Raw genomic sequence first — 12,262 nt, forward strand, 5'->3', positions numbered from 1 at the left:
GTCGCGCCATGCATTATTTCCTCTATCGCTATGCCGACGACCTCGGCCGCCCCGGATGGCGGCTGGAGAAGTTCCAGTTCAGCGACACCCTGACCGCGCGCGCGATGATCGAGCAGCGTCACGACGACACCGTGCTGCGGCTGTGGCGCCTGCCCGGGCCGGCCAGCGGACTGATCGACCTGATGATCGGCCTGACCCGCCGCCCGGTGCCCACCGAGGTGCTCGCCGAGTTCCTCCACAACCTCGGGGTGATGCTGCGCTGCGGCCTGCCGATCGACCAGGCGCTGGTCGAGCTGCGCGAGGAGAACCGACGCAGCCCGATGGCGCGGGTGATCAACGAACTCCACATCGGGGTCAGCGGCGGCAGCGCGCTGAGCGCGGTGATGGAGCGCCATCGCGAGATCATCCCCGGCACCGTGCTGTCGCTGATCGCCATCGGCGAGCAGTCGGGCAACCTCGACCGGGTGCTGCTCGACGGCGCGGCGCACCTCAACCGGGTGCGCGGCATCCGTCAGGACGTGCAGAAGGCGCTGATCTATCCGGTCTTCGTCACCCTGGTGGTGCTGCTCGCGGCGCTGTTCTGGATCGACTACGTGCTGCCCAACATCCAGCAGATGTTCCTGCAGATGAACGCCCATCTGCCACCACTGACGATCAAGGCGATGGCGGTCGCCGGCTGGCTGCAGCGGCTGATCGAGGACTGGTTCTGGGCGCTGCTCGCGGGCCTGGCGCTGACCATCCTGCTCATCACCCGCACCACCTGGCTGCGCCAGCGGCTCTACGCGCTGCTGTGGCGGTTGCCGATCTCGGGGCGGCTGATCCGCGACTCGGCGCTGGCCTTCATGACCGAATACCTGAGCCTGCTGATCCGCGCCGGGGTCAACCTCAGCGAGGCGCTGGCGGTGCTCGAGGAGGCGATGCGCAACCCGCACTATCGCGGCCACCTGCAGCGGGTACGCGAGGGCATCCGCAACGGCAGCCGGCTCAGCGACGAACTCCAGGCTACCGGCGTCTTCCCGCGGCTGATGATCCGTCTGGTGAGCGTCGGCGAGCAGTCGGGCAACCTCGACGAGCAGCTCGACTATCTCGCCGTCGAGTACCGCCGCCGGCTGCATCACACCGTCGACTCCCTGGCCGAGATCCTCAAGCCGCTGATGATCTCGATCGCCGGCGTCTTCTTCATCTTCGTGGTGGCCGTGTTCCTGCTCCCGGTCTACCAGTTGATCTCGCAGACCACCATGTACTGAGTCTCGCCCCAGGCCGCACCATGATCCCAGCACACTCGCACCCCAGCCCCCAACCTCCCCGACCGCGACCACCCGAGCGCGGCTTCGGGCTGATCGAGATGCTGCTGATCCTGACCTTCACCGCCAGCGCCATCTGGGGGGTGATGTATCTCACCCAGCAGACCCGCGACCGCAACGCCGAGATCAAGGGGCAGGCGCTGCTCGAGCTGGCCGATCGTCAATTGCTGCAGTTCATGGTGCGCGAACGCCGCCTGCCCTGTCCCGACGGCGACGGCGACGGCCACGAGGACTGCGCCGTCGACAAGGGCTATCTGCCCTACCGCACCCTGGGGATGGCCGCCGGCACCTACTCCGCCGGCGAGGTGCCGCTGCTCTACGGCGTCTATCGCGACAGCGCCGGCATCGACCTCACCCGTCACGATCACTTCTTCCACCCGCGCAACAGCGACGGCACCGAGTACCCTTTCACCGACGGCGCCGGGCACATCAATCTGCTCGACTACTGCATGGCGCTCGACACCGCCGCCGGCAAGGCGCTCGACACCGCGCTGCTGCACACCGAGGCAAGCGACGGGGCGCAACACAACGTCGCCTATGCGCTCGCCGTCCCCGGCCGGCTCAACGCCGACGGCCAGGGCAGCGGCACCCTCGGGCTCTACGACGGGCTCAACCAGGCTCTCGACCGCCCGGTGTTCCACGCCCCCGGTACCCCGCTCACCCGCAACCGCTACGACGACTCGACCCTGGTGCGCGGCTTCGCCGAGGTCGAGGGGGTGCTCACCTGCGACATCGTGCGCCGCAGCCTCAACCTGATGGCCGACGCGCTCGCCGTCCAGCAGGAGGTCTGCGACTTCACCAACTCGAACGTCGAATCGGCCTTCCTCGGCACCATCCTCGCCGGTGTCGGCACCGCGCGCAGCGCCGTCGACATCTACTCCACCGGGACCGGGATCGGCGCGGCCACCGAACAGGTCACCGAGTCCGGCGTGCAGATCGCCCGCTCGGCGGCGACCTGCATCCCGCCCTTCGTGCTGCCCGGCTGCGTCACCCTGCCGATCCACACCGCCGCCCTGGTGCTCGCCTCGACCGGGACCGGCCTGGCCTCGGTCGCGCTGGGTCTGTCCTCGGTCACCACCGCTGCGGCGGGCGTCTACACCGTCCAGTACGGGCTCATCTACGACAAGATCAAGGCCGGCTGCGATGCCGACTTCAACCCGCCGGAGGCCCCTGCGCCCGACTTCAGCGACAAGATCGCCGAGCTCGGTGACGACCTCGTCCAGGCGCGCGCCGACCTCGCCGCGGCGCGCATCCCCCGCGATGCCGCACAGGCCAGGGTGACCGAACGACAGGGCGAGTGGGACGCGGCCACCGCCGCGATCCAGCCCAAGCTCGACGCCATGAACGCGCGCATCCCCGAGCAGATGGCGCCCTGGCTCGAACGCCTCGGCGACCTCGACCCCGACCTCGGCGCCGACCCCGCCGTCGAGGCCTGCATGCAGCAACAGATCGAGGGCGGCGCCACGCTGGAGGACGCCCGCGCCGCCTGCGGCATCAGCCTGGAGGAGAACCCCGGCGAGCCGGGCATGGTCATCGCGCTCAACGGCCATGTCACGGCGCTGGAGGCCGAGATCAGCGCCCAGCGCATGATCGACATCAGCCAGGAGCCGTGCGACACCGGCAAGGCCAATGGCGCGACGCTCGACAGCGACGCCCGCGACAGCTTCTGCTCGACGCTTGCCGCCGGACGCGACGCCAGGGCCGACGCCCGCGCCCAGCAGACCGAGACGCTCGCCCAGGCCGATGCCCAGAAGACCTGGCTCGAGCAGGAGGCCGACAAATTCAAGACCTATGACGCCGCGCTGATCGCCGAGTACGCCGCGCGTCAGCCCCACTTCACCGCCCGCGCCGCGCTGAACACGGCGATCCAGACGGTGCTCGCCGACAGCGGTATCTGCAGCGGCGCCTCGAGCACCGACTGCGACACCCTGCGCAACCAGATCAACGCCGCGCCCGAGAGCACCGACTACACCGCCATCGGCACCGCGCTCACCAACCTCAAGGGCGCCTGCGGCGACTGTCAGAAGGTCAAGGACGCCGCCGCGCTCCGGCCCAACGCCAGCACCACCCAGCAGACCTGGATCAGCGCGCTCAACGCACTCAAGAGCGCCGGTCTCGCGCTCGAGCCGCCGAAGACCGACGGCTTCGGCGACGGCGGCATGTGCGACGACGCCCAGCCCTGTGACCTCGCGCAGCACATCCAGACCCTCTACGACCGCTATCTCGCGCTCGGCAATGCCCAGATCGAGCTGAGCCAGGCACAGATCGAGGTCGATCGCCTGACCGACGAGGTCACCAACCTGGAGCAGGAGATCGAGGGCTATCGCTGCGGCGAGCAGGGCAAGCAGTACGACCCGGACAGCGGCCAGTGCATCGCCCGGGTCGAGCCGGACCCGGGCGCGATCGGCGCCGACCCCAACCCGGACCTGCCCGACGAGTTCGACGACGTCGAGGCCCCCAGCGCGCTGCCCGATCGCTTCGAGCAAGAGGCCGGACTCGAGATCCTGGGCACCGCCGACGAACTGGGGACGGGACGATGAACACCAAGCAGCGCGGCTTCACCCTGGTCGAGATGTCGGTGGCACTGCTGGTCGGCGGACTGACCTTCATGGCCATGCCGCCACTGCTCGAGGCGCTCGGCGAACTCAATCGCGCCGAGCGCCCGGGGGGCGATCTCGAGCGGGTGCGTGAGGCGCTGATCGGCCATCTCGTCAGTCACGACCGACTGCCCTGTCCGGCGACGAGCGCGGCCAGCGGCGAGGCCGCAGCCGCCTGTGGCGGCGAGGTGGCGAGCGGGTTCGTGCCCTATCGCACCCTCGGGCTGACCGAACCGCCGCGCAACCCCCAGGGCTTCGCGTTGCGCTACGCCGTCGCCGGCCTGCTCACCGAGCCGACCGAACACTTCCACCCGCAACTCCCCGCCGCCGCCGGCTGGACCGCCCCCGGCCCGTGGAACCCGAGCACCAACGAAAGCGGGATCACCCAGCCCTCGGGCAGCGCGCCACCGACCTACAGCCCGCCGACGCCGGGGATCAACGGTCTCGATCTCTGCGTGGCGCTGGTCGAGGGCGCCCGCGAGACGCCGGCGGAGATGCTCGCGGTGCGCGCCCTCGACCGGCCCGACACCCGGGTGCGGATGGCGGTGGTGCTGGTCGACCCCGGCGCCGACGGAGTGGTCGACAGCGACAACCGGGCCACGCCATTCGCCTCGCCCGGACGGCGCGAACGCGACGCCCCGCCGGTCTACGACGACCGCGTCGAGGCGCTCGGCTTCACCACGCTGGCCGCGCTGCTCGACTGCCCCCGACTGATCGCACGGGTCAACGCCTCGGCGCGCGACGCCTATGCCGCCGACGACCTCGCCCGCGCCCAGCAATGGTTCGAGGACTTCCGCCGCCTCGGTTACGAGATCCGTCACGACAACCTCGACCACGCCGAGACGGCACAGGAGCACGCCATCGGCAGCGCGGTGTTCGACGTCGTCGGCAACCTCATCGGCACCGGTGATGCCTTGGCCACGGCCACCGGCGCCGCGGCCAAGGGCGGCGCGATCGCGTTGAGTGCCTATGCGATGGGCATGGCCGCCTACTCGATCACCACCGGCGCGCAGGACATCGAGGAGAAGAAGGAGGAGAAGGCGACCGCGCTGGAGCAGGCGCGCAACGCGCGCGACAACCTGCTGGAGGTGATCGACGATCGCAACACACGGGTCAACAACACCATGACCCTGGAACGACGCGGCTGGTACCAATGAACGCTTATCAACAAAAGGGCCTGAGCCTGATCGAGCTGTCGGTGGCGATGCTCGCGCTCGGCGCGGTGGCGATGCTCGCGGTCAAGCTGCTGCCGGCAACCCGCGAGGCGGTGCGCGAGTCCGAGGTCGCGCCACGCGTCGTCAGCACCCATGCCGCGCTCGAGGGCTTCGCCTTCGTTCATGCCCGTCTGCCCTGGGCGGACGCCGACGGCGACGGTCACGAGGACGAGGACACCGTCATCGGCCTGCTGCCCTATGTCGATCTCGGGCTCGGCGCGCCGCTGCGCAATGCCAGCGACTACGACTTCCTCTATGCCGTCTATGTCCGCCCGGACAGCGCCGACCCGCGCCTCGATACCGCGCTGACCGTCCGGCGCGACCGCCTCCACCCCTATCTCGCCGCGGGCCTGCCGCCGACCGGCGCGCCGCGCGCGCTCGGCGTGGCCAACAGCCTCGATCTCTGTCAGGCGCTCGGCACCGCACAGGACCAGACCTTCTCGACCGACCATGTGCACATCGCCTCGAGTACGGCGCAGGAGCACGTCGCCTATCTGCTGGTCGACCCCGGGACCGCCGATCGCGACGCCGACGGCTCGCTGTTCGACGGGCGCAACTCGCCCAACACCGCCACCCGCACCGCCTTCGAGCACCCCACCAGCCCGATCTCGGCGAGCAACGACGACCGGGTACACGTGCGCTATTTCAACGAGCTGCGCGAGCGCATGGGCTGCACCGGGGTGATCGCGGCGAGCGGACACGCTCACCCCAACGTCGAGACCACGCTGGCGATCTTCCGCCAGGCCGCACGCGACTATCGCGAGCAGCTCAAGGTGGTCAAGGAGATGGCCAGCGCCGACGTCCTCGGCGGCGCCTCCGACGTCGCCGCCGCCGCCTCCGGGATCGCCAGCGCCAGCGCCTCGCTGACCGTGGCCATCGCCGCCACCATGAACAGCTACGGCGCCAAGTCGGGCGCCGTCGTGGTGGCCACCAGCGGCGTCGCCGCCGCCGCCGGCGGGGCGGTGTTCGCCGCCCTGGCGCTGGTCGAGAAGGTCGAGATCGAGGACGAGGTCAAGGGCCGGCTCGACGAGCTCGACGATCTCATCGACAACCAGCTCGACCCGCTCTACGACTCCGTCAGGAACAATGTCCGCGCCCAGGACGCACTGGGCGTCTTCGATGACCAGCACCCGTGACCCCGCGATGAACCGACCAACCACCCCGCCACGCCGCGCCGCCGGCTTCACCCTGCTCGAGCTGTCGATCGCGCTGATCGTGATCGGCATGCTGATCAGCATGGCCAAGGTCGGCGGCGATCTGATGCGCCAGTCGACCTATGTCAAGCTGATCAACGACTTCATCTTCATCGGCGGCTGGCACAACGCCTACGGCAGCTACACCGTCGGCCAGGGCCACGTGCTGCTCGACAACCCGGCCAGCCCCACCGGGCTGGTCAACGAGGGCAAGGGCGAGAGAAAGGAAGAGAACGCGGTCTGCGACAATGACCTGGTCAACGCCATGCTCGCCGCCGGCGTCAGCCTGCCCTCGGGGCGGGGGGTCGGGTTCGAGACCCACTACGGCTATCAGGACAGCAACGGCAACCCGCAGGACATGGAGGTCTGCTTCCAGGCCCTCGACTGGGCCGTCCCCGACGGCGCGATCGGCAGCTATCGCAAGGACACGCACAACGTGATGATCCTGACACGGGTCACCCCCGACCTGGCACGGATGATCGACGCCCAGAAGGATGGACTGGTCGATGCCCGTTTCGGCTGCGTACGCGAAGAGCAGTACGCCGACCGCGCCGACATCACCAGCAGCCGGACGTGGAGCATGACCAACGCACAGGCCTGGGGCGGCGGCGCGGCGACCGACGAGTCGCAGATCGACGTGCTCACCGTCCATGTCTCGATGGACTGCAACTGACCCGCCCCGAACCCGAACCGTACGAGAGCCGAGCCCGCATCATGCCCGCCGATATCGCCCCCAGCACCCCGCCAGGCCCCATCCAGCACAAGCGTCCGCTGCTCGGCGAGCAGCTCCTCGCCAGCGGCGCGGTCAACCGCTCGCAGATCGTCTATGCGCTGCAGAAACAGCGCGTCAGCGGTGAGCCGCTCGGCGCCCTGCTGATCCGGCTCGGGCTGGTCACCGAGCAGGAGGTGGCGCGCTGTCTGGCGGTGCAGTACGACCTGCCCTACTGCCCCTTCGAGCAGTTGCCGCCACCACACGAGGAGGTCCGCGAGCTGTTCCGTCGCGAGCTCTGCATCAACCACGGGATGTGTCCCATCGACGTGGTCGACGGCGAGCTGCGGGTGGCGATGGGCAACGCCGACCCGCAGCGACTGATGGCGTTGATCGACCGGCGCACCGGGATGCGGGTCCGGCTGCTGCAGACCGAGTTCTCCGCCGTCCCCAAGCTGATCGCACAGCTCGGCGGGGACGAGTCGAGCGCCCTCGAGCGCGCCTTCGTGCAGGAGTACGAGAAGCTCCGGCTCGACCAGCAGAACACCCTCTCGACCGACACCCTGCTCGCGCGCATCCTCCACTATGCCGTGGCCGAACGCGCCACCGACATCCACATCCAGCCCGAGTCGCGCTCGATCCATCTCTCCTTCCGCATCGACGGGGTACTGCTGCCGGTCTACTGCATGGAGCCGGTGCTGGCGCGGCTGACCGCCGCGATCAAGGTGCGTGCCGGCATGGACATCGCCGACAGCCTGCTGCCGCAGGACGGTCGCTTCACCACCACCGTCAATGACGACACCTACGACGTCCGCGTCTCCACCGTGGTCACCCCGCACGGCGAGAACGTGGTGCTGCGTCTGCTGCCCACCGGGGCCTATATCAGCGGGCTCGACGAACTCGGCTTCCTGCCCGCGCACCTGCCGCTGCTCCAGGCGCTCTTCGAACAACCCCACGGCATCATCCTGATGACCGGTCCCACCGGCTCGGGCAAGACCACCACCCTCTATGCCGGACTGCGCGCCCAGGGGCTCACGGGCAAGAACATCATCACCGTCGAGGACCCGATCGAGTACTCCCTGCCCTTCGCCACCCAGACCCAGGTCAACCGCCGCGCCGGCTACGGCTTCGACCAGGCCATCACCCATTTCCTGCGCCACGACCCCGACATCATGCTGGTCGGCGAGATCCGCGACGGCGAGACGGCCGAGGCGGCGATGCGCGCGGCCGAGACCGGCCACCTGGTGCTCTCCACCCTGCACGTCAACGGCGTGTTTGCGGTGGTCAACCGGCTGCGCACCCTCAAGATCCCCGCCGCGACCATCGCCGAGGCACTGATCGGCGTGGTCAACCAACGTCTCGCCCGACGGCTCTGCGAGCACTGTCGCCAGCCCGACCTCGGCGACGACCTCGCCCGCGACCTGGCCGAGCGCGGCGAGCCGCTGTATCGCGGCGTCGGCTGCCCACGGTGCCGCCACACCGGCTATCACGGCCGGGTGCTGGTCTATGAACTCCTGCTGATCGACGAGACCCTGGCGCACTGGATCGGCGAGGGCGCACCGCGCGGCGGCGTGGAGATGCTGGAGCGACCCGGACGCTATGTGGCGATGCGCGAGGTCGCGCTGCAGCGACTGCGCACCGGTCAGACCAGTCGCGAGGAGCTGCGCCGACTGTTCGGCCCCCAGTTCATGGAGACACTGGAGCAGCCCGCGGCCTGAGCCACGCCGCAGACCGGTCACGCAATCGTCACGCCCAGGCCAACACCCCCTGGTCGCGCGAGCGGGGATGGAGGCGTACCATCGATCGGGTCGCCTTCCCTGACACCATCGTTTCAGGATGCTGCCATGTACGCCACTCCACAGACCAGCGACGGCTGGATCACCAAGGTCGTCGAGCGCACCGACGAGGGATTCCTGGTCGAGGCCCGTTTCGCACTCGGCCCCGAGTTCCGCTCCCGCGTCGCCGGGCGTGAGTCCGAGCTGCTGTTCGCCGCGCGCAGCCGACTGGCGCGACTGGGGATCAACATCGTCCCCGCCGCGCCGGCCCCGACCTTCGACCACACCTATTGCGACCTGCGCCTGCAGATCGTCGCCGCCATCGCCTCCTACGGCATCGGCGAGCATCTCGAGCGCATCGTCGTCCCCGGACTGCGCGTCGGGCGACTGGTGTTCTGTCCCGAGGACACCCGACTCGACTCGACCGAGATCCACCGACTGATCCGCGACAACGCCATCCAGGTACCCTCCGGCTTCTCGATCGACAGCAACGGCTATCTGATCCTGCGCCCGCAGCGCCAGATCTTCCATTTCGCCCAGCCGCTCGGTATCGAGCAGGTCACCGCCATCGCCACTCATGCCGACGGCAAGGACCTGCTCAACCGGTTGCAGATCCGCGAGCCGGTCGAGCACATCGAGCTGCCCCCGCGCGACGGGCTGGTCACCGCCTGCTCGATGTTCCTCCATCGTCACTACGTGGTGCTGCGCAACCTCGACGAGGCGCTGGGGCTGCACCTGCAGGCCACGGTGCTCGATCCGATCACCACCCGAGGCACCAACATCTATCTCGAGTTCATCAACCGCTCCGACCAGCTCATCATCAACCCCAGCGTCGCCGCCACCGTCCACGAGGCGATCGCACTCGAACCCCGTCGTCGCTACTGGCACGGCGGCCCCGAGCGTCAGGGCGAGCCGGGCAACCAGCCCGACCCGGAGTTCGAGACCCTCAAGGCGGTGTTCGACCGGCTCGAGAGCGGCGCCAACCGCGACCACTACTCCCACCGGATGATGGCGATCAGCCACGCCCCCGCGCGACTGCGCGTCGGCGACGAGCCCGAGCACATCTGGACCCAGCCGCAGACCCCGCCGGATCCGCGTCGCGGCACCGAGCTCGCCGCCGGGCTGGTGGCCGAGGGACTGAGGCTCGACACCCGCCCCGAGTGCGGCACCTCGGTGCTCTCCGAACTCCCCGACGGCGCGCGCGCCACCCTGCTGCTGGGCTACTTCCCCAACCTGGTCGAGCACACCGAGATCTGCGCCGCCGCGCTGCAGCAACGCATCGGCCGGATCATCTTCCGCCGCGCCTCGTTCGAGCACGGACACTTCCTCTCGGCACGCGATCATGGCCGGCTGGCCGACTACGAGGGACTGGGGATCGAGGTGTTCTGGTGCAACGACGCACGGGGGCACGTGGTCAAGCACGTCTTCCGCGGGCTGCGCGGCTACTTCACCGCACCGGAGAACGTCTCGCGCTTCCACGACACCCTGGTGTTCGCCATCTACGGCTCGACCAGACCGCTCAACGACCACGGCATCGCCCAGGTCGAGCGCCTGCTCACCAACCTGCGCGGACTCTTCGGCAACGACATCAGCATCCTCACCGGCGGCGGCCCCGGGGCCATGCAGCAGGTCACCGACGTGGCCCACGAGATGGGGCTGATGGTCGGCTCGAGCTTCATCGAGACCATCGATCAGAAGCCCAACGACAGCGCCGACTTCTACCAGACCTTCCAGAGCCGCAGCCGACAGTCGCGCCAGCGCTGGTTCGAGATCGCCAGCTTCCACATCTTCCTCACCGGCGGCGTCGGCACCCTCGAGGAGATCGGCCTGACCCTCACCGACATGAAGCTCGGGGTGATCGAGTCCGGCCCCCTGGTGTTCTTCGACGGCTGCGGCGACGGCTTCTACTGGGAGGGCCTGCAGACCCAGCTCGCGCACATGGCCGACCAGGGCCGGATGCCGCACTGGCTGCTCGACGACATCCTCATGACCAGCGACCCCGACGCCGTGCCCAGGTTCTACAAGCAGGCGTTGCGGCTGGGTTGAGAAAGGGGGATCAGCGGTCAGCCACCAGCGGTCAGCCTCCAGTAGGGAAAGGTCGGCCTTCACTCATCGCTGCGGCTGAATGCACACGCCCGCTGGTAGTTGGTGACTGGTGGCTGGTAGCTGGTGACTGGCGGCTGGCAGCTGGCAGCTGGCGGCTGGCGGCTGGCGGCTGGCGGCTGGCGGCTGGCGGCCATAGCCCGATCCCCCCGTGACTTCTGTGAACAAAAGCCGCACAATCGAGCGAGGGGCCGACGCCCGTCGGGCGTCGGCGGTCAATGTCAGCCGGGGGCCGCGCACCGCGCCAGCCACCGAGAGCCAAGGGTCGAATTGATCCCGAGACATCCGCCGTGCCGACAGTCCTGACCTTCGAACATCCGCTCAACGAGCGCACCCGGACCTTCCTCCGGCTCGAACACCTGTTCGAGCGCTTCGATCACTTCGCGCCCCAGCCCGAGGATTGGGCGACGCGCGCCGCGCTCGAGAGCCTGATCGAGATCGTCGCCATCACCGCCCGCGCCGATGTGCGCAACGAGCTGCTCAAGGAACTCGAACGCACGCTCGAGACCCTGCGCCGCATCGCCTCGCGGCCCGGCGTCGACCCCGGCGCCCTGGAGCGCGTGCTCAGCGACCTGGAGCGCTCGCGTAACGCCATCCTCGCCATCGATGTTCCAATCGGCCAGATCGCCCGCGAGGACGACTTCCTCAAGGGCGTCGCCCAGCGCAACAGCATCCCCGGCGGCAGCTGCAGCTTCGATCTGCCGCAACTCCACCACTGGCTGCTGCAACCGCCCGAACAGCGTCAACAGCGTCTGGCCGACTGGCTCGAGGACCTGCGCCCGGCCCACCAGGCGATCGCGCTGACACTCTCGCTGGTACGCGCCAGCGCCCCGCCGCGTCAGGCCATGGCCGAGGCGGGCTTCTATCAGGAGGCGCTGGAGACCCAGGTGCCGCCACAACTGGTGCGCATCGGCGTCGATGCCAACAGCGGACTCTACCCCGAGGTCAGCGGTCACAAGAACCGCTTCAGCATCCGCTTCATGACCATCGAGAGTGAAGAGCGCCCGGCCCAGACCAGCGACGACATCCCCTTCCGACTGACCTGCTGTCTTTTCTGATCCATGTCCATCACCGTCCCCTGCCCCAACTGCGCCGCCCCCGTCGAATGGAGCGAGCACTCGCCCTGGCGCCCCTTCTGCAGCGAGCGCTGCCGCCTCATCGACCTCGGCGAGTGGTTCAACGAGAACCACCGCATCAGCGAACCGACCGACCCCGAGATCCCGCCCCAGCAGACATCGCCGGAGCATTGAGTCGGCCCAGGCCAGCGGCCAGCGGCCAGCGGCCAGCGGCCAGCGGCCAGCGGCCAGCGGGATTGAACCGCAAAGCCGCCAAGGACGCAAAGACACTGACCGACCTTCAGCGAGCGG

Annotated in this window: 9 protein-coding genes; all 9 read left to right on the plus strand. The window is 69.1% G+C overall.

Going from position 1 to position 12,262, the window contains the following annotated elements; translation table 11 throughout:
• The first annotated feature begins 8 nt into the window (after nt 1–8).
• Nucleotides 9–1,247 carry a type II secretion system F family protein gene (locus EBL84_RS06060; protein WP_123139998.1) on the plus strand — a complete coding sequence of 413 codons (1,239 nt, stop codon included), beginning with the start codon at nt 9–11 and terminating at the stop codon, nt 1,245–1,247.
• 20 nt (nt 1,248–1,267) lie between these two features.
• Complete coding sequence (locus tag EBL84_RS06065) at nt 1,268–3,844, plus strand: type II secretion system protein (RefSeq protein ID WP_148040270.1); 2,577 nt, start codon at nt 1,268–1,270, stop codon at nt 3,842–3,844.
• Nucleotides 3,841–5,058 (plus strand): type II secretion system protein, encoded by a 1,218-nt coding sequence (locus EBL84_RS06070; RefSeq protein WP_123140000.1) that lies wholly within the window; start codon nt 3,841–3,843, stop codon nt 5,056–5,058. The genes EBL84_RS06065 and EBL84_RS06070 overlap by 4 nt, the downstream gene beginning before the upstream one ends.
• Nucleotides 5,055–6,251 carry a type II secretion system protein gene (locus tag EBL84_RS06075; protein ID WP_123140001.1) on the plus strand — a complete coding sequence of 399 codons (1,197 nt, stop codon included), beginning with the start codon at nt 5,055–5,057 and terminating at the stop codon, nt 6,249–6,251. Before EBL84_RS06070 ends, EBL84_RS06075 begins: the two co-directional genes overlap by 4 nt.
• A gap of 7 nt (nt 6,252–6,258) precedes the next feature.
• Nucleotides 6,259–6,981, plus strand: coding sequence for a type II secretion system protein (locus EBL84_RS06080; RefSeq protein ID WP_190287897.1), 723 nt, complete (start codon nt 6,259–6,261; stop codon nt 6,979–6,981).
• Between the two features lie 41 nt (nt 6,982–7,022).
• On the plus strand, nt 7,023–8,735 hold the full coding sequence (locus tag EBL84_RS06085) for a GspE/PulE family protein (RefSeq protein WP_123140003.1): 1,713 nt from the start codon (nt 7,023–7,025) through the stop codon (nt 8,733–8,735).
• A 126-nt stretch (nt 8,736–8,861) separates the two neighbouring features.
• Nucleotides 8,862–10,838 (plus strand): LOG family protein, encoded by a 1,977-nt coding sequence (locus EBL84_RS06090; protein WP_123140004.1) that lies wholly within the window; start codon nt 8,862–8,864, stop codon nt 10,836–10,838.
• A 347-nt stretch (nt 10,839–11,185) separates the two neighbouring features.
• Nucleotides 11,186–11,953, plus strand: coding sequence for a cell division protein ZapD (zapD, locus tag EBL84_RS06100; RefSeq protein ID WP_123140005.1), 768 nt, complete (start codon nt 11,186–11,188; stop codon nt 11,951–11,953).
• A gap of 3 nt (nt 11,954–11,956) precedes the next feature.
• Nucleotides 11,957–12,145 carry a DNA gyrase inhibitor YacG gene (locus tag EBL84_RS06105; protein ID WP_123140006.1) on the plus strand — a complete coding sequence of 63 codons (189 nt, stop codon included), beginning with the start codon at nt 11,957–11,959 and terminating at the stop codon, nt 12,143–12,145.
• Nucleotides 12,146–12,262: the final 117 nt, after the last annotated feature.

The sequence above is a fragment of the Marichromatium sp. AB31 genome, from assembly GCF_003718685.1.
Classification (GTDB): Bacteria; Pseudomonadota; Gammaproteobacteria; order Chromatiales; family Chromatiaceae; genus Marichromatium; species Marichromatium gracile.

Coding starts and splice junctions, on each gene's coding strand:
- EBL84_RS06060 (WP_123139998.1), top strand. CDS start 9: ATGCATTATTTCCTCTATCGCTATGCCGACGACCTCGGCCGCCCCGGA.
- EBL84_RS06065 (WP_148040270.1), top strand. CDS start 1,268: ATGATCCCAGCACACTCGCACCCCAGCCCCCAACCTCCCCGACCGCGA.
- EBL84_RS06070 (WP_123140000.1), top strand. CDS start 3,841: ATGAACACCAAGCAGCGCGGCTTCACCCTGGTCGAGATGTCGGTGGCA.
- EBL84_RS06075 (WP_123140001.1), top strand. CDS start 5,055: ATGAACGCTTATCAACAAAAGGGCCTGAGCCTGATCGAGCTGTCGGTG.
- EBL84_RS06080 (WP_190287897.1), top strand. CDS start 6,259: ATGAACCGACCAACCACCCCGCCACGCCGCGCCGCCGGCTTCACCCTG.
- EBL84_RS06085 (WP_123140003.1), top strand. CDS start 7,023: ATGCCCGCCGATATCGCCCCCAGCACCCCGCCAGGCCCCATCCAGCAC.
- EBL84_RS06090 (WP_123140004.1), top strand. CDS start 8,862: ATGTACGCCACTCCACAGACCAGCGACGGCTGGATCACCAAGGTCGTC.
- EBL84_RS06105 (WP_123140006.1), top strand. CDS start 11,957: ATGTCCATCACCGTCCCCTGCCCCAACTGCGCCGCCCCCGTCGAATGG.